This window comes from Propioniciclava flava (assembly GCF_004126535.1).
Taxonomy (GTDB): Bacteria; Actinomycetota; Actinomycetes; order Propionibacteriales; family Propionibacteriaceae; genus Propioniciclava; species Propioniciclava flava.
Window position 1 is genome coordinate 72,078 of the sequence record NZ_PPCV01000005.1, and the last position, 17,204, is coordinate 89,281.

19 protein-coding genes are annotated in these 17,204 nt (G+C 68.5%); 15 read left to right on the forward strand and 4 right to left on the reverse strand.

Going from position 1 to position 17,204, the window contains the following annotated elements:
* Nucleotides 1-8: 8 nt before the first annotated feature.
* Genes C1706_RS08270 through C1706_RS08285 form a run of 4 tightly spaced genes read right to left on the reverse strand, consistent with a single transcriptional unit; the run spans nucleotide 9 to nucleotide 4,827 of the window.
* Nucleotides 9-623: an HAD family hydrolase gene (locus C1706_RS08270; protein ID WP_129458774.1), complete on the reverse strand. Its 615-nt coding sequence runs from the start codon at nucleotides 621-623 to the stop codon at nucleotides 9-11.
* Nucleotides 620-2,656 carry an NAD(+) synthase gene (locus tag C1706_RS08275; RefSeq protein ID WP_129458775.1) on the reverse strand — a complete coding sequence of 679 codons (2,037 nt, stop codon included), beginning with the start codon at nucleotides 2,654-2,656 and terminating at the stop codon, nucleotides 620-622. Before C1706_RS08275 ends, C1706_RS08270 begins: the two co-directional genes overlap by 4 nt.
* Nucleotides 2,657-2,700: 44 nt before the next feature.
* Nucleotides 2,701-4,119, reverse strand: a complete 1,419-nt coding sequence (locus C1706_RS08280) for an FtsX-like permease family protein (RefSeq protein WP_129458776.1) — start codon at nucleotides 4,117-4,119, stop codon at nucleotides 2,701-2,703.
* A gap of 3 nt (nucleotides 4,120-4,122) precedes the next feature.
* Nucleotides 4,123-4,827: an ABC transporter ATP-binding protein gene (locus C1706_RS08285; protein ID WP_129458777.1), complete on the reverse strand. Its 705-nt coding sequence runs from the start codon at nucleotides 4,825-4,827 to the stop codon at nucleotides 4,123-4,125.
* A gap of 117 nt (nucleotides 4,828-4,944) precedes the next feature.
* Between C1706_RS08285 and C1706_RS08290 the strand changes: the two genes are divergently transcribed.
* The 15 genes from C1706_RS08290 (at nucleotide 4,945) to C1706_RS08355 (ending at nucleotide 17,157) form a co-directional block, all read left to right on the forward strand.
* Complete coding sequence (locus C1706_RS08290) at nucleotides 4,945-5,709, forward strand: sensor histidine kinase (protein ID WP_129458778.1); 765 nt, start codon at nucleotides 4,945-4,947, stop codon at nucleotides 5,707-5,709.
* Nucleotides 5,706-6,374, forward strand: coding sequence for a response regulator transcription factor (locus C1706_RS08295; RefSeq protein ID WP_129458779.1), 669 nt, complete (start codon nucleotides 5,706-5,708; stop codon nucleotides 6,372-6,374). Before C1706_RS08290 ends, C1706_RS08295 begins: the two co-directional genes overlap by 4 nt.
* A gap of 222 nt (nucleotides 6,375-6,596) precedes the next feature.
* Entirely contained in the window at nucleotides 6,597-6,974 is a 378-nt protein-coding gene (locus tag C1706_RS08300) for a hypothetical protein (RefSeq protein WP_129458780.1), read from the forward strand.
* Nucleotides 6,975-7,126: 152 nt separating this feature from the next.
* Entirely contained in the window at nucleotides 7,127-8,842 is a 1,716-nt protein-coding gene (locus C1706_RS08305; protein WP_164987487.1) for a cholesterol oxidase substrate-binding domain-containing protein, read from the forward strand.
* A 248-nt stretch (nucleotides 8,843-9,090) separates the two neighbouring features.
* Nucleotides 9,091-9,402, forward strand: coding sequence for a 50S ribosomal protein L21 (rplU, locus tag C1706_RS08310; protein ID WP_129458782.1), 312 nt, complete (start codon nucleotides 9,091-9,093; stop codon nucleotides 9,400-9,402).
* Nucleotides 9,403-9,415: 13 nt separating this feature from the next.
* Nucleotides 9,416-9,679, forward strand: coding sequence for a 50S ribosomal protein L27 (rpmA, locus tag C1706_RS08315; RefSeq protein WP_129458783.1), 264 nt, complete (start codon nucleotides 9,416-9,418; stop codon nucleotides 9,677-9,679).
* 185 nt (nucleotides 9,680-9,864) lie between these two features.
* Nucleotides 9,865-10,233: an Hsp15 family ribosome-associated heat shock protein gene (hslR, locus tag C1706_RS08320; protein ID WP_129458784.1), complete on the forward strand. Its 369-nt coding sequence runs from the start codon at nucleotides 9,865-9,867 to the stop codon at nucleotides 10,231-10,233.
* 4 nt (nucleotides 10,234-10,237) lie between these two features.
* Nucleotides 10,238-11,365 (forward strand): glycerate kinase, encoded by a 1,128-nt coding sequence (locus C1706_RS08325; protein WP_129458785.1) that lies wholly within the window; start codon nucleotides 10,238-10,240, stop codon nucleotides 11,363-11,365.
* Between the two features lie 30 nt (nucleotides 11,366-11,395).
* A complete protein-coding gene (obgE, locus tag C1706_RS08330; protein ID WP_129458786.1) occupies nucleotides 11,396-12,895 on the forward strand; it encodes a GTPase ObgE in 1,500 nt (499 codons plus the stop codon).
* The gene (proB, locus tag C1706_RS08335; protein WP_129458787.1) at nucleotides 12,892-14,046 is read left to right on the forward strand and encodes a glutamate 5-kinase; all 1,155 of its coding nucleotides are present in this window, start codon (nucleotides 12,892-12,894) and stop codon (nucleotides 14,044-14,046) included. The genes obgE and proB overlap by 4 nt, the downstream gene beginning before the upstream one ends.
* Before the next feature lie 11 nt (nucleotides 14,047-14,057).
* Complete coding sequence (locus tag C1706_RS08340; RefSeq protein ID WP_129458788.1) at nucleotides 14,058-15,302, forward strand: glutamate-5-semialdehyde dehydrogenase; 1,245 nt, start codon at nucleotides 14,058-14,060, stop codon at nucleotides 15,300-15,302.
* Between the two features lie 29 nt (nucleotides 15,303-15,331).
* Nucleotides 15,332-15,472, forward strand: coding sequence for a hypothetical protein (locus C1706_RS13990; RefSeq protein ID WP_164987488.1), 141 nt, complete (start codon nucleotides 15,332-15,334; stop codon nucleotides 15,470-15,472).
* Nucleotides 15,469-16,140 (forward strand): nicotinate-nucleotide adenylyltransferase, encoded by a 672-nt coding sequence (gene nadD / locus C1706_RS08345; protein WP_129458789.1) that lies wholly within the window; start codon nucleotides 15,469-15,471, stop codon nucleotides 16,138-16,140. The genes C1706_RS13990 and nadD overlap by 4 nt, the downstream gene beginning before the upstream one ends.
* On the forward strand, nucleotides 16,127-16,501 hold the full coding sequence (rsfS, locus tag C1706_RS08350; RefSeq protein WP_129458790.1) for a ribosome silencing factor: 375 nt from the start codon (nucleotides 16,127-16,129) through the stop codon (nucleotides 16,499-16,501). The genes nadD and rsfS overlap by 14 nt, the downstream gene beginning before the upstream one ends.
* On the forward strand, nucleotides 16,498-17,157 hold the full coding sequence (locus tag C1706_RS08355; RefSeq protein ID WP_129458791.1) for a histidine phosphatase family protein: 660 nt from the start codon (nucleotides 16,498-16,500) through the stop codon (nucleotides 17,155-17,157). The genes rsfS and C1706_RS08355 overlap by 4 nt, the downstream gene beginning before the upstream one ends.
* The last annotated feature ends 47 nt before the right edge of the window (nucleotides 17,158-17,204 follow it).

Below are 17,204 nucleotides of genomic sequence, written 5' to 3' on the forward strand. Positions count from 1 at the left end.
CGCGGCTCTCAGCCGGAGAGCACCCCGCGGTGGACCAGCTCACGTCGCAGCCCCTCGGCATCGAGGAAGTGGTGAGTGACATACCCCACCTGCGCGGCCGCCTCGATGTTGGCCTGTGAGTCGTCCACGAAAAGGGTGGACGCAGGGGCCAGCCCGAACCGGGTCGCCGCCAACTGGAAGATCGCCGGGTCAGGCTTCGCGAGGCCGACCTCGCCGGAGACGATCACGTCGTGCAAGCGGTCGATCACGGGGGCCATAGCTCGGGGCACGGTGAAGTTCTCCGCCCACCAGTTCGACAGACCGTACACGGGCAGTCCCGCAGCCTGGAGTTCGCCAATCACTTCCGTGGTGCCAGGCATGGGGCCCGGAACGCAGCGGGCGAAGTTGCGCACATACGTGTCGAAGGCGGTGCGAACCTCCGGCATCTCCGCGTCGATCCGGACGCGCATGTCGGCGATCCGCAGCCCCGCGTCGGCCTCGGCGTTCAACGCCCAGAACCGGTCGTGGTGAGCGAAGGCGTCGACCGCTTGCTTGTCGAGTTCTCCCTGAAGGGGAAGGCGTGGATCCCACTGCACGATCACCTGGGCCACGTCGAAGATGACCGCTCGAATCGGCTGTGTCACGGGACGTTCCTTTCCAGATCATCGAGCCACAGCCGGGCGGAGGCGTCCGAGGGCATGCGCCAGTCACCGCGTGGCGACAACGAGCCACCGCGCACCACCTTCGGGCCGTTGGGCAGCGCGGAGCGCTTGAACTGGGCAAAGCCGAAGAAGCGGCTGCAAAAAACGCCGAGCCACTTCTTGATCGTGGGCAGGTCGTAGGAGACCTGCTCGCTGGCCGGGAACCCAGCCGGCCAAGCGCCGAGGGTCGCATCACCCCACGCATGCTCGGCGAGGAACGCGATCTTGCTGGGCGTCATGCCATGGCGCAAGACGTAGTACAGCGTGAAGTCCTGCAAGTTGTACGGCCCGATCGAATCCTGGGTCGACTGCGGCTTGGCGCCCTCGACCGTGGGGACCAGTTCGGGCGTGATCTCGGTGTTGAGGATCGACGTGAGGACCGCGTCGGCGCGGTCGCCGAACAGGTCCGAGGCGATCACCCAACGGATCAAGTGCTGCATCAGGGTCTTCGGCACGCCGCCGTTGACGTTGTAGTGGCTCATCTGATCCCCGACCCCGTAGGTGCACCACCCCAGGGCCAATTCCGACAGGTCCCCGGTGCCCAGCACGATGCCGCCGCGCTGGTTCGCGATCCGGAACAAGAAGTCGGTGCGCATGCCCGCTTGAACGTTCTCGAAGGTGACGTCATAGACGGGCTGACCGTCGGCGAACGGGTGCCCGATCTCCTCCAACAAGGCGCGGCAGGCGCCGGTGATATCGAGGGTTTCAAAGCTGACGCCGAGGGCTTGTGCGAGTTCGGTGGCGTTGGTGCGGGTGTGGTCGCTGGTGGCGAACCCGGGCATCGTGAACGCGAGGACGTCGGTGCGCGGACGTCCGAGGCGGTCCATCACCTGGGCGGCCACGAGCAGGGCGTGGGTCGAGTCCAACCCCCCGGACACGCCGATGACGACCTTCGGCTGGCCGATCGATCGCAGCCGCTGCTCCAGCCCGGCGACCTGAATGCTGTACGCCTCGTAGCAGTCTTGTGCCAGCCGCTGCGGGTCGGCGGGGACGAAGGGGAAGCGGGCAACGGGGCGTCGCAATCCCAGGTCGCCGCTGGGGGGCTGGAGGGCGAACTCGACCGTCCGGTAGCTGCCGGTTCGTTCACCGTGGACGCGGCGGTTGTCGTCGAAAGTGCCTTGACGCAGCCGCTCCTGACCCAAAGTGCCCAGGTCGACGTCGGCGACGGACGCGCGCGGTCCGCGCGGGAACCGCTCGGACTCGGCCAGTAGAGTCCCGCTTTCGTAGATCATCGTCTGGCCGTCCCACGCCAGGTCGGTGCTCGACTCGCCTTCCCCGCCGGCCGCGTACAGGTAGGCGGCCAGGTAGCGCGCCGATCCGGACGCACACAGCAGGTGCCGGTCGACCGATTTGGCCACGGTGATGGGCGAGCCGGAGATGTTGGCGATGACGGTGGCCCCGGCGAGGGCCGCCTCTGCGGCAGGGGGGACCGGCACCCACATGTCTTCGCAGATTTCGACGGCCAAGACGAAGCCGGGCACATCGACCGCCGAAAACAGCAGGTCGGGGCCGAAGGGGGCGTCCTGACCGGCCACGGCGATCTCTCCGGTGACGTCCTCGCCAGAGGCGAGCGTGCGGGCCTCGTAGAACTCTCGGTAGGTAGGCAAGTAGACCTTGGGCACGACCCCCAGCACCTGGCCGCGATGGATGACGACCGCGCAGTTGTAGACACGATTGAGGCTGCGCAGCGGCGCCCCGACGACGAGCACCGGGCCGAGATCGAGGGACGCGGCGACGAGGTCGGCCAACGCGGCCTGGACTCCGTCCAGTACCGCATCCTGCAAGACGAGGTCGTCGATCGAGTAGCCGACCATGCACATCTCGGGGAACACCACCAGGCGCGCACCGTCGGCGTCCAGCCGCGTCGCTTCGGCCAGCACCGCTGCCCCGTTCGCGGCGGGCTCCACGAGCTTCAATGGGAACGTCGCGGCGGCGACGCGCACGAAACCGTGGGCGTAGAGGTTGCGGAAATCCATGGCTTCAGCATGGCATGTCGGCGCTCGCGTCCGGGCGGGCGGGGTCAGTCGTTGCGGCGGACCTGCTGGAGCACGGCGCGTCGCCGGAGCGGACGCGTGGCCTCAGCTGCCAAGAGGGTGAGAACCACGGCGGCCACGACTGTGGCGAGCAGAATGATGCCGCTGGACGTGCTCCACATGAACAGGTCGGGCTTGGTGGTCAGCGCGGGCAGACCGACCAGCACTCCGAGGGTGAGCGAGATCAGTAAGGTCCCCAGGAGGGGCACAAGCACTTGATGCCTGCGGGCAGCAGCATCCACCCCCGGCTCGACACCCATGCGGTCCAGGGCAACGAGTTCGTCGCTGCGATCGACCACATCGGAGGCCTGCGCCAGGGCGGTTGAGGTGGCACCGACGAGGAGCGCGATCACCAAGGTGAGCAGGGCGCCATTGCGGATGTCGAGCATCACCATGGCGTTCACCTCGCTCATGCCCTGGAACTGGCTGCCGTCGGTCGGCACAACCGCGACGGCGCCAGCGATGATGCCGATCAAGGCGATGGAGGACACGTTGCGCCACGCCGCGCGTGGGTCCGCGACGATGCGACGCATCGCGATGAGCCGGGCCGGGTTGCCCGTGACGACGCCCATCCGGGCCAAGGTCTGCAGCAACCAGGGCGCGAACAGGTTCAACAGCCCGATTCCCAGCGCGAGGACGCCGAACAGGATCGCGCCGACCACCATCGCGCCAACCGGAATCCGGATCACGAAGGAGAGGACACCGACGGCCACGACGGCCCCCAGCAAGGCGAGGACGCGGCTGCGCGACAGGGGCGGAGCTGTGGTCTGGCGTGCTACGCCGAGAGGGGAGATGCTCACCCGGGTGAGCCCGAAGGCCGTCGAGAGCGCCGCTAACCCCAGCAACACGACCACGACGGCGAGCCACAGCCACCAGGGCATGAGGAGTTCCACGGCACCGATGTGTTGGTTCTGGAAGGACAACAGCATCAGGGCGGGGATGGTGGCCACCCAGGCCAGGGCCCCGAGCACGATCCCGGCGAGTGCCTGGACCAGGCTCTCCACGACGGACATGCCGACGATCTCTCCGCTGGTCATCCCGATGAGGCGCAGGGACGCCAAGCGCCGGGCGCGTCCGCGGGCGCCCAGCCGCGCCGCCGCGCCGCCCAGGGTCAAGATCGGGACGATGAGCAGGGCGCAGGCAACCAGCGCCAAGATCACGTAGGTGGATCCGAACATGTCGGCGAAGGAGGGCATGGTGGCGGAGCCGGTCTTTTGTGCGGCCAGCCATGCGGAGGGGAACTCGAGGCGTCGGAAGAACATCCACGTCCCCGAAGCGACGACGAAGGCCAACCAGGACGCCACCCCGTAGGCGACCAAGGCGAAGGCGTCCAGGGCGCCGGTGCCCTTGGGGTCGCGCAGCCGTGCCGTGGCGAGCCTGGTGGATAAGGCGAGCGTGTTCGCCATGGCTCAGGCCTCCTGACGCGTGTCGGAATGCACGAGGGCGTCGCGGATCTCGATCAGGCGACCGCACCAGTGCGCGACGTGCACGTCATGGGTGACGACGACCAGCGTCGAGCCCGTCGAACGTGCCGTGGTCGTGAGCACTTGCATGACCTCGTGCCCGGTGGCCTGGTCGAGCGCGCCGGTGGGTTCGTCGGCGAAGATGACCGCCGGATTATGGACCAACGCCCGGGCGATGGCCACACGCTGGGCCTGTCCGCCGGAGAGTTCCCCTGGGCGACGACCCACCATCGATTCCAGACCGAGCCGTGCGAGCCATTCGTCGGCGCGGCGTAGCGCCTCGGCCCGCGGGACGTTGTCGAGCAGGAGCGGCAACGCCACGTTCTCGCGGGCCGGCAGTTCCCCGATCAACTGACCGTCTTGGAACACGAAACCGAAGCGGTCGCGGCGCAGACGTGAGCGTTGCGCGTCCGAGAGTTGCGAGACGGGCAGATGACCCAGGGTGACCTCCCCTTCGTCGGGGGGAAGGATCCCAGACAGGCAGTGCAGCAGCGTCGACTTGCCCGACCCCGAGGGCCCCATGATCGCGACGCTCTCGCCGGGCTGCAGATCGAGCGTGACGCCCCCCAAGGCCACAACGGAGCCATAGCGCTTAACGAGGTTGCGGGCACTCAGGGTGCCGGTGACGGGAGTGACGCTGGTGGTGTTCATAGCCTCAACCCTGCCCGGACCAGTCGTCGCCCACCATGGGGCTAGAGCCCGTCGCGGGGGTGGAGTTAGCTCTACCCCCATCGGGCATCCGCAGCGCCACGCTGGCAAGATGAAAGCGTGTTCAGGCGTCGACGAGAGACCGTGGAGGAGGGGCCCGGCTATGCGGAGGCCGTGGAGCAACTCACGGCGTCACGGCGCACGATCGTGGAGGCCTTCGAGATCGAACGTGCGCGGATCGAGCGCGATCTGCACGACGGCGCTCAGCAGTTCATTGTCGCGTCGTCGATGAAGGTCGGTGAGGCGCTGTTGATGCTGGATGCGGCGCGTGCCAGCGGTGACTCGCCCGCACTGGCGGCCGTGGAGTCGCTCCTGGTTGAGGCTCAGCGCGACACCTCGGGGGCCTTGCGGACGCTGCGGGAGACCGTCCGAGGGGTGCATTCGCGGACGCTGACCGAGCGCGGTCTGGAAGCCGCCGTGCGGGAGTTAGGGGAGCGATTCTCCGGCTCGTCTGATCCGGTCGACGTGCGGGTTCCTTTTCCGCTTCCGCCGCTGCCCGACGGCGTGGTGAGCAGCGCGTGGTTCTTCGCGTCGGAGGCGCTGACCAATGCCGCCAAGCACGCGCCGGGCGCCCATGTGAGCATCCTGGTCGTGGCCGACACCGCCCTTCATGTGAGCGTCGTCGATGATGGACCTGGTGGGGCCCTCTTGACCGGTGGACATGGGCTGGTCGGGATTCGGGAGCGGCTGCGGACCTTTGGGGGCGACCTGACGCTGAGCAGCCCGGTCGGCGGACCCACGTCGGTGGTGGCGCGGATCCCGCTGCTGCTGCGGCATGGCGAGTCCGGGGTCACACCGCTGCAACCCGGGAAGGACAACCGATGAAGGTCATTGTGGCCGACGACTCCGCCCTGCTGCGCGAGGGGATCGCGGGGCTGCTGGAACGCCAAGGCCATGAGGTCGTGGGGCGGGCCAGCGATGCAGATGACCTCCTCGCCCAGGTGGAGATGCATCACGCGGACGTCAACGTCGTCATCACCGACGTGCGGATGCCGCCCACCCTCACGGACGACGGCCTGCGTGCAGCGCTCAGGATCCGCGCCACCCATCCCGAGATCGCTCTGCTGCTGGTCAGCCAATACGTGGCGCCCGAGTATGCCCGCGAATTGTTCGATCATGACCGGGGTGGCCTTCCGGATGCGGGCGCAGGCCTGGGCTACCTGTTGAAGGATCGCGTCGCTGAGGTCGCCGACTTCCTCCGTTCCCTGGCCGTGGTGGCGGCCGGTGGCGTCGTGGTGGATCCGGACGTGGCGGCCCGTCTGATGCATCGCACGCCCTCGCGGCTGGGGTCGTTGACGCCGCGTGAGTTGGAGGTCCTGGAACTCATGGCGCGGGGCAACTCCAACACGCGGATTGGCGAGGCCTTGTTCCTGTCTGCCGGTGCGGTCAGCAAACATGTGGCCAACATCTTCACCAAGCTGAATCTGGGACCGGGCCAGGACAACCGACGCGTCCGCGCGGTCTTGGCATTCCTGTCCGCCGGGGAGTAAGGGGAACCAGTGGCGCTTCGATTCAGGGGCGCCCGATTGTCCGAGGGACAATGGAAGGCGACGGGTGAATCGCGGGTAGCGCTGCCCGAGGAAAGGTGTTTATAGTGAAGCGGGCCTCCCTTCTGTGAGGCCCGTCCTATCTACCCCCCCCCCTCTCCATCACCCCTCGCAACCCCGTTGCGGATGGAAAGCGAAAGGACCACCCCATGAAGAAGCTTCGCCATGCCCTCGCCCATGAAGAAGCTTCGCCATGCCCTCGCGGCCGGAATCGCGACCGTCGCGTTGATCGGTAGCGCCGTCGTCACCGCACCGGCCGTGCAGGCCCAAATGATCGGCGACGGCGTCACCGCCCCCACGCACGACACAACCTTGGCGGTCATCCCGCTGTGCAGCCCCCTGAGCGCCCTGCGCTGGCTGAATGCCAACTTCCGGGATCACGGGCGAGACATCGCCCACTACCGGGTGACGCTGCGTACCCCCTTCGATGTCATCGAGTACGCGTATGCCGACGGGGCCTTCCATCTGCCCGCCACGGTTCGCACGCTGAGCGGGTTCACCCAGTTCCGGACCTATTGCACGCTCAGCTACAGCCCTCGCTGATCGTCATGAATCGGCGCTGAATTGCGTCGATGTCTCATGAATGGTGGGCTCGCGGGCCTTCGCGGCCGCGAGCCCACCATTGGCTTTCCCTTGCTTCCTGGCATGGGGACGCGGAGAAGCGCAAACAAGGTGATGCAGAGAATGAGGAGATTGTGACGAAAAGCGATGCACCCCACTTTTCCCGTCGCGCCGCTGTGGGTCTTGGGCTCGCCGCTGCGGCCTGGGTTCAGGTCGGGACGATCACGCGAGCGGAGGCCTCACCCGGGGAGGTGCCGCGAGGTTTCCCTGCCGCGGTCGACCTCCACCGGGCCGTCTTCGAGAACTGGGACAAGACCATCTCCACCGATCGGCTGTGGACCTCCACCGTCCGCAGTCCCGACGAGGTGGCACAGATCGCCAACTGGGCGGCCGGGGCCGGGTATCGCCTGCGCCCGCGGGGCTGCGGCCACAACTGGTCGCCCCTGGTGGCGGAGGACGACACGTCGGCATCCGCGAAGGTGGTCCTGATCGACACCAGCCAGTTGAACGCCATGCGGATGGATTCCCCGGAGCGTGTCCGGGTTCAAGGCGGCGCTCAGATGGAGGCGCTGTTGCGCTACCTGGCGCGGCAGGGGCGATCACTGATCGGGGCGCCGGCGCCGGGCGACGTGACGGTAGCAGGCGTCCTCGCTGTCAACGGTCACGGCACGAACCTGCCTCGCCGCGGAGAGGCGGTCCCCGAAGGCGCGACCTGTGGGACGCTCAGCAACACGGTGGTCGAGATCACTGCAGTGGTCTGGAACCCCGCCTCCCGGGCCTACGAGCTCAGGACGTTTCAGCGATCTGAGGCGGACGCGGGAGCCCTGCTGGTGAGCCTGGGGCGGACGGTGGTGACGGAAGTCGTCCTCCAGACCGTGCCGAACTATCACCTGCGCTGCCGCAATATCACCTCGATCCATCAAGAAGTCCTGTTCGCGGCGCCACAGGAGGCGGGGGAGCAGTCGTTGAGCGCCCTGGTGGACAAACATGGACGCGTCGGGCTCATCTGGTTCGCGATGACGTCCTACTCGTGGATCCAGGCGTGGGATGTGGAGCCGAAGCGCCCCCGCGGGAGTCGTCCGGTGTTCGGCCCCTACAACTATCCGTTCGCCGACAACCTCCCGGACACGGTCGCCTCGATCATCGCGCGGATGACGCGAGGGTCTTGGTCGTTAACCCCTACGGCCAAGGCGACCCAGTTCTCCGTTGCTGCGGCCGGACTCACGGCGTCGGGAGCGCGCGACATGTGGGGTGAGGCGCGGTGCTTCTTGAACTTCGTGAAGCCGACCACGCTGAAAGTCTCGGCGGGCAGTCACGTCGTGCTCACGTCGCGCGCCCAGGTCCAACGGGTCGTGCACGAGTTCACCCGCCACTATCTCCGCTTGATCGAGCAGTTCAAAGGCGAGGGCTTCTACCCGGCGAACAACACATGTGAGATCCGGATCACGGGCCTCGACCATCCCCAGGACACGGGGATTCCGGGCGCCCAGCAGGCCCTGTTGTCCGCGGCGGCCCCGGTTCCAGGGCGGCCCGAACTGGATACGGCGGTGTGGTTGGACGTGCTGAATCTGCCCGGCAGCCCTCGCACGGACGCCTTGTTTGCCGGATTGGAGCGGTGGTTCACCACGCTGCCCGCTGAGTGGGGTGTGGCGCGTCCGGAGTGGGCCAAGCGCTTCGCCACCTCGGCGCAGGGCCCTTGGACCGACGCGGCGACCCTGAGCACGTGGATTCCTCAACAGGTACCGGGATTCCGGCGTGCCGCCGCGACGTTCGATCGGCTCGACCCTCACGGGATCTTCCGGGCCCCGCTGCACGACCGCTTGATGCCCAAGGCCTCACCTGGCCGGTGACAGCTCGTTGGGGCGTCGAGGGCCGTGCACCTGCGACCCTCGACGCCCACCCGGACGGGGAACCGCGGCAAGAGCAAGGCCTCGGGTTTGACCCTGCCGGAGGTGCCGAGTAATCTTGATTCCCGGTGCCTGCGCGGGCGAACCCTGTGTGGTCTCTTCAGTGGGAGTTGCCTCCGGCACCAAACGGACCCGGGCCCGAGCCCGATGTTCGACCAGACGACAGATTTTCGTAGGAAAGCAGGTCAGGCGTGTACGCGATCGTGCGCAGCGGCGGACGCCAGCACAAGGTGGCTGTCGGCGATGTCCTCACCGTCGACAGGATCGTCGACGCCGAGATCGGCTCCAGCGTGCCGCTTACGCCGCTGATGCTGGTCGACGGCGACGCCGTGACCACCGAGGCTGGCAAGCTCGCCAAGGTGTCGGTGACGGCCGAGGTGCTCGCCGAGCACAAGGGCCCCAAGATCCACATCCTGAAGTACAAGAACAAGACCGGGTACAAGAAGCGCCAGGGCCATCGCCAGCGCTACACCCGCGTCAAGATCACCGGCATCGACGCCTGAGGAGGCTCCGAACATGGCACATAAGAAGGGCGCCTCTAGCTCTCGTAACGGGCGCGATTCCAATGCTCAGCGTCTTGGCGTGAAGCGCTTCGGCGGCGAGGTCGTCGGCGCGGGCGAGATCATCGTTCGCCAGCGCGGCACGCACTTCCACCCCGGCGACAACGTCGGCCGTGGCAAGGACGACACGCTGTTCGCGCTGAAGCCCGGCACGGTCGAGTTCGGCACGCGTCGCGGCCGCCGCGTCATCAACGTGGCACTGGCCGAGCAGCAGGCCTGATCTAGCTTTCCAGCGAGGGCGTCCCCATTGAGGGGGCGCCCTCGCTGCGTTATACCCGGGCTAGGTTGCGCCGGGGCCGTGGCGGGTACGCCGAGGCCCTGCGGGCCTCGGTTGTCTCGGTGCACCGCCGCATCACGCGGGTTTACACTCACGCCCAAGATCTCACCGTGACGAGAGGGGCGAGGATGGCCCGATTGGATGCATGGTTGTGGTCGGTGCGGTTGTTCAAGACCCGCTCCGCGGCCACGGCTGCCTGCCGTGGCGGTCACATCCGCGTCAACGATGCTCCCGCCAAGGCGGCGCAACTCGTCGCGACCGGCGACACCGTCCGCGTCCGGCGCTCGGGGGAGGAGACCATCGTGGAGGTGCTCAACCCGACGCTGAGCAAGCGGGTCGGAGCGCCGGTGGCCCAGCAGGCCTACCTCGATCACACACCGACCCAACCGCCCCCCATCGCCGCGATGGTGAGCAAGGTTGCGGTCCGTGACCGGGGTGCGGGGCGCCCAACGAAGAAGCAACGGCGCGACATGGACGCCTTCCTGGGGCGGGGGTGAGGAGATGACCCCTACCGTGGTGTGTGCCCCCGACTCCTTCAAACATGCCCTCTCAGCACGCCGAGCCGCCGCAGCCATGGCGGCGGGCGTGCGTGAGGCGTGGCCTGACGCGGTGACGGTCGAGCTTCCCCTCTCCGACGGCGGCGAAGGTTTCACCGACGCCCTGGCTGGCGCCCTGCAGGCGCGGCTGATCCCCGTGCCGCTCGTCGATGCCCTGGGGCGCGACGCGGTGGGGCGCATCGCCGTGGCGGGCGAACTGGCGATCATCGAGGTGGCCAGCGCCGTCGGCTTGGAGGCAGTAGCCGATGAGGAGCGCGCGATCTGGGACGCGGACACGCGCGGCGTGGGGCAGCTCATGGCGGCCGCCCTTGATGCCGGAGCCACAGATCTGCTGGTGGGCCTGGGCGGTTCAGCTACCAACGACGGCGGCGCGGGAATGCTCGCGAGCCTCGGGGTGCGGTTCCTGGACGCTCAGGGCGCCGAGGTTCCCACCACGCCACGCGGCCTCGCGCGAGTGGAACGGGTGGACGTGTCGGGGCTGGATCCTCGGCTCGGGGACGTCCGCGTGCGCGCCGCCTGCGACGTCGACACCCCGCTCACCGGGCCGCGCGGCGCCTCGGCCGTCTTCGGCCCCCAAAAGGGGGCCACGCCGCACGATGTCCCGCAACTCGACGCCGTCTTGGCGCGGCTCGCCGAGACCTGCGGGTACGAGGACCGGGCCGCATGGGCGGGCGCCGGGGCGGCGGGCGGGTTGGGGTTCGCCCTGCTCGCATTCCTGGGCGCAACGTTGGCCCCCGGGATCGCATTGGTCGCTGACCTCCTCGATCTGGACGCCCACGTCGCGGGTGCGACGGTCGTCCTCACAGGGGAGGGAGCGGTGGACGCTCAGACGCTGGCGGGCAAGGCGCCCGCAGGCGTGGTGGCCGCCGCGCGCAGGCACCACGTCCCTGTGATCATTTTCGGTGGGCGCGTCGAGCCTGAGGCCGAAGCATTGCTGGCCGACGGGGCCGTCGAGGCGCTGGTGGCCGTCTCACCCGAGGGGCAGCCGCTCGCCGAGGTGCTGGCTGCGGCGGAGCCGAACCTCCGCTCAGCCGTGGCGTCCTACCTCTCCCAGCGGGGCGACGCCGCCTAGGGGCTGGGGCGACCGGTAGAATCCGTTGCCATGGCCATTCCCTCATTCGTTGACCGCGCCACGCTGCGCGTCCAAGGCGGCAACGGCGGCCACGGCTGCACGTCGGTGCACCGAGAGAAGTTCAAGCCGCTCGGTGGCCCCGATGGCGGCAATGGCGGGCATGGCGGTTCGGTGATCGTCCGTGTCGATCCGGGCCTGACGACGCTGGTCGACTACCACCGGCAGTCGCAGCGTCGAGCCACCAACGGTCAACCCGGCGAGGGCGACCACAAGGCGGGGGCCAACGGGGCCGACGTGGTGTTGGCCGTTCCTGACGGCACGGTCATCGCCGACGCCGACACGGGAGAGATCATCGCGGACCTGATCGGCGACGGAGCCGAGGCTGTGATCGCTGCCGGAGGCCGTGGCGGGTTGGGTAACGCCGCGCTGGCCACCTCCGCGCGCAAGGCGCCCGGCTTCGCCCTGCTGGGCGAGGAGGGCGAGCAGCGGTCGGTCACCTTGGAACTCAAGGTGCTGGCCGACATCGGCCTGGTCGGCTTTCCCAGTGCAGGCAAGTCCAGCCTGATCGCAGCGATCAGCCGAGCCCGGCCCAAGATCGCCGACTACCCCTTCACGACGCTGATCCCGAACCTCGGCGTCGTGGTGGCGGGGGAGACCACCTACACCGTCGCGGACGTCCCGGGTCTGATCGAGGGAGCCTCCCTGGGTCGTGGCCTGGGGCATGAGTTCCTGCGCCACATTGAGCGCTGCCTGGCTGTGGCGCACGTCATCGACTGCGCGACCTATGAGCCCGGCCGCGATCCCCTGACCGACCTCGACATCATCGAGGGGGAGCTTGCCGCCTACGGGGGCCTGGAGGATCGCCCGCGACTCATCGTGCTGAACAAGATCGACATCCCCGATGCGCGCGACCTGGCTGAACTGGTCACCCCCGAACTCGCCGAGCGCGGCTGGCCGGTCTTTGCCGTGTCCACCAAGACAGGGGAGGGCCTGCCCGCGTTGACGTACGCGATGGCAGATCTAGTGCGCCAGCGCCGCGCTGAGATGCCCGCTCCTGCGCCGCGCGTCGTCCTGCGTCCCGAGCCGGTCGCCTCCAGCGCTCCAGCGTTCACCGTCAAGCAGATGGGCGACGGCGAAGGCGGCTTCGTGTGGCGCGTCCGTGGCGAGAAGCCGGAGCGCTGGGTGAAGCAAACCGACTTCGCCAACCCCGAGGCCGTGGGCTACCTCGCCGACCGGTTCACTCGCCTGGGGATCGAGGAGCGACTGCTGGAGTTGGGCGCCCGCGAGGGCGACGCCGTGGCCATCGGTGCAGGCGATGACCCCGTCGTGTTCGACTTTGCTCCCCAGATCTCCTCGGGGGCGGAAATCCTCGCCCGACGCGGGGACGACCAGCGCCTGCACGATCAGCGGGCCTCCGTTCGTCGACGCCGCGAACTGGACGCCGAATACCACGCGGCGAAGGCGGCCGCAGAAGGCCTGCCGCGCGATCCCAAGCAGAGCTGGCGTGTGGACGGAGATGACCTGGCGTGAGCGCGGCTATTCGGCGATCCATCGCGCAGGCGCGGCGGATCGTCATCAAGGTGGGTAGTTCCTCGATCACCGACCGGCAGGGCCGGATCGACATGCCTCAGCTGAATGCCCTCGTGGACGCGATCGCCGCAGCCCGCGCGGGAGGCACCGACGTGGTCGTGGTGTCCTCGGGCGCCGTCGCGGCGGGGCTGGAACCGCTGGGGATGCACCGGCGTCCCCGCGATCTGGCCACGCGGCAGGCGGCCGCCTCGGTCGGTCAGGGCCTCCTGCTGGCCCGCTACACCTCGCTGTTCGCCGCCCACGGTCTCACGGTCGGGCAGGTGCTGATGACCGTGGAGGACGTGACACGCCAGGCGAGCTACGCCAACGCGCAGCGCACCTTTATGCGGCTGCTGGAACTGGGCGCAGTGCCGATCGTGAACGAGAACGACACCGTCGCCACCAACGAGTTGCGCTTCGGCGACAACGACCGGCTCGCGGCGCTGGTGGCCCATCTCGTCGGCGCCGAGGTGCTGTTCCTGCTGTCGGACGTGGATGCGCTCTACACCGACCATCCCTCGCGTCCGGGAGCCAGCAAGATCACGGATGTGTCCGAGGTGGAGGATCTGGACGTCGACACCAGCCGTCACGGCTCTGCGGTGGGGACCGGCGGCATGACCACGAAGCTGGAGGCGGCCCGGATCGCGACGCATGCCGGTGTCAACACGGTGCTCGCGTCAGCCACGGCGGTGCGGGCAGCCTTGGCCGGTGAGCCGGTCGGCACCCTGTTTCGGGCCTCGGATCGGCGTCGGTCCCGCAAGATGCTGTGGTTGGCCTACGCGTCCAAGGTGGAGGGCGTTCTCACCCTCGATGAGGGCGCGGTGCGGGCCGTGGTGGAACGCAAGGCGTCCCTTCTGCCGGCCGGGGTGACGGCGTTTACGGGGAGCTTCCATGCCGGGGATCCGGTGCGGCTTGTCGGCCCCGACGGTGCTCTGGTCGGGCATGGCCTGGTCAACTACGGCGCCGAGGATCTCCCCGAGATGCTGGGGCATTCCACCCGCGAGTTGGCCGCCGCGCTGGGTGAGGGCTTCGACCGGGAGTTGGTTCACCGGGACGCGTTGATCCTGCGCAAGCGCTACCGAGGTGCTCGTCGCGCGACCGCCGACGCCTAGACTGAACGACCATGACGACCTTCACCGATCAGGCATCCGACGCGCGTCTCGCCGCCCGCGTGCTGGCGACCGCCGCCCGAGCCGAGAAGGACACGGCGTTGCACGCCATGGCCGCTGCCGTGCTGGCCGACACGGCCACCATCATGGCCGCCAATGCTGAGGATGTGGCTCGTGCGGAGGCCGCCGGTACCGACGCGCCGCTCATCGACCGCCTCCGCCTGACCCCGGAGCGGATCGAGGCCATGGCGGCCGGTCTCGTCGACCTGGCGGGGCTAGCAGACCCGGTCGGTGACGTCGTCCGCGGGTGGACGAATCCGAACGGCGTGCAGGTACGTCAGGTCCGTGTCCCGTTCGGTGTCGTCGGCATCATCTTCGAGGCCCGCCCGAATGTGACGGCCGACGCCGCCGGGATCGCTGTGAAGTCGGGCAACGCGGCACTGTTGCGGGGCTCAAGCTCGGCGCTGCATTCGAACCAGGCGATCATGGCTGCTCTACGGCTCGGGGTGGCCGAGGCGGGGCTGCCGGTGGATGCGGTGCAGTTGGTGGAGGGGGGCCGCGAGGTCACCGGCGAGATGATGACCGCGCGAGGCCTGGTCGACGTCCTCATTCCGCGCGGTGGCGCAGGCCTGATCAACGCGGTCGTCCAGGGTGCCACCGTGCCCGTCATCGAGACCGGCACCGGCAACTGTCACCTCTTCGTGGACGCGTCGGCCGACATCGAGATGGCACTCGCCATCATGCTGAACGCCAAGGTTCAGCGCCCCAGCGTGTGCAACGCCCTGGAAACCCTGCTGGTGCACGCCGATATCGCCTCCCGGTTCCTGCCGCGCGCTCTCGAGGCGCTGGCGGAGGCGGGCGTGACGGTTCATGGGACCCCCGACGTCGCGGCCTACTCCGCTGCGGTCGTTCCGGCAGGTCCGCACGAGTTCGATGCCGAGTACCTGACCCTCGACCTGGCCGCTCGCACGGTGAAGGATCTCGACGAGGCGTTGGCGCACATCGCGGCACACAGCACCGGGCACTCGGAGACGATCGTCACCGCAGATCTGGCCTCTGCCGAACGTTTCGTCGCCGAGGTGGACGCCGCCGCCGTGCTGGTCAACGCGTCCAGCCGGTTCGTCGACGGCGGGGAGTTCGGCTTCGGGTCCGAGATCGGCATCTCGACGCAGAAGCTCCACGCGCGCGGGCCGATGGCGCTTCCGGAGATGACCTCGACCAAGTACGTGCTGACCGGCCGCGGACAGACGCGTGCCTGAGGGCGCGCAGGTTAGCTAAGCTGCCGCGCATGACCGTTCTGCTCGAGGCTGCCGGAGACCACGTCGCGTCCGCGGTGGCCACCGGTGTGTCCGTGTTCTTGATCCTCATGGTGATTTTGGCGATCCTGGTCGGCTTCGGCTCCGGGCGTCCGCACACGCGTTCCGAATGAGCTCGACGGGCCTGGCCCTCAGCGGGAGCGAGAGCGGGCGTAGCTGGCGCTTGGGCGTCATGGGTGGCACGTTTGACCCCATCCATCACGGTCACCTGGTGGCCGCGAGCGAGGTGGCGGCACGGTTCGATCTTGACGAGGTGGTCTTCGTCCCGACCGGGCAGCCGTGGCAGAAGGCCGATCAGCAGGTCTCCCCGGCCGAGGACCGCTACCTCATGACCGTCATCGCGACGGCGTCCAATCCGCGGTTTTCGGTGAGTCGCGTCGATATTGACCGTCCCGGTGACACCTACACCGTGGACACGCTGCGCGACGTGAGCGCCGAGCGCGGTCCCGATACCGAACTGTTCTTCATTACCGGTGCGGACGCGCTGAGCCAGATCCTTACCTGGCGTGGCGTCGATGAACTGTTCGACTTGGCGCACTTCGTGGGGGTGTCGCGTCCTGGGGTGAACCTTCAGCCCAAGGACATCTCCCACCTTCCCGCGGACAAGGTGACCTTGCTGGAGATCCCGGCCATGGCGATCAGTTCCACGGACTGTCGGCGGCGCACCGCTGGCGGGCTCCCCATCTGGTACCTCGTCCCGGACGGTATCGTGCAGTACATCAGCAAGCGCGGGCTCTACGAGAAAGGTCCGCACGACAAGGAGTCTCATGGCGGCGAGTGAGCGAGCCATCCATCTCACACAGGTCGCGGCTCAGGCCGCGGCAGACAAACAGGCCACCGATCTGGTGGCCTTCGATGTGTCGGAGCGCCTCGCGCTGACCGACATCTTCTTGATCGCAACAGGAAGCAACGAACGCTTGATCGGCGCCGTCGTCGACGCGATCGAGGAAGCCCTGTTCGCGGAGGGCGCCACGGCGCTGCGGCGCGAGGGCGACCGCGAAGCGCGCTGGGTCCTGATCGACTTTGGCGACATCGTCGTCCACGTGCAACACCCCGAAGAGCGCCAGTTGTACTCGCTGGAACGGCTGTGGCGTGACACGCCCGCCGTCCCGCTGGCGACGGTGCAGGAGGCGACGGCGTGACCCCGCAGCCCACGCCGGGCACCGTGACCCGGCTCCTGTTGGTGCGTCACGGGGAGACCGATGCGAACGCCTCGGGGATCTTCCAGGGCCAGGCCGACATCCCTCTCAACGACACGGGCCGGGCGCAGGCACAGGCAGCCGCACAGCGCCTGGCGACGTTTTCTCCCGACCGCATCGTTGCCTCAGATCTGAGCCGGGCGCAGACGACGGCGCGCATCATCGCGGACGCCTCGGGCGCGCCGGTGTTCACTGACCCGCTCCTGCGGGAGATCAACATCGGCACCTGGGAGGGAAAGACGCCCGCCCAGGTCGCGATCGAGTTCCCCTGGTATCCCGAGGCGCTGCGTTCGGGGGAGGACTTCCGTCGGTCCCCGGCCGGGGAAACAGCGCAGGAGGCGGGGGCGCGGATCAAGACATCCCTGGAGCGGATCGCCGCCGAGTACGCCGGTGAGACCGTGATCGTCGTCGGGCACGGTTTGGCCCTGCGTGCGGGCCTGTGCCAGGCCATCGGCCTGGGCATGGAGGGCACGCAGTTGCTGGGCGGGTTGTGGAACTGCTCGTGGACCGAGGTGGAGGTCGCCAACCGTTGGCGGGTGATGTCCTACAACACGGTGGCCGGGTTGCGCCCCACCATGTCTGCCATCATGGCGCCCTGAGGGACACCCCCAGAGCACGCATGAGGGCCCCGGACGCGCACCGCACC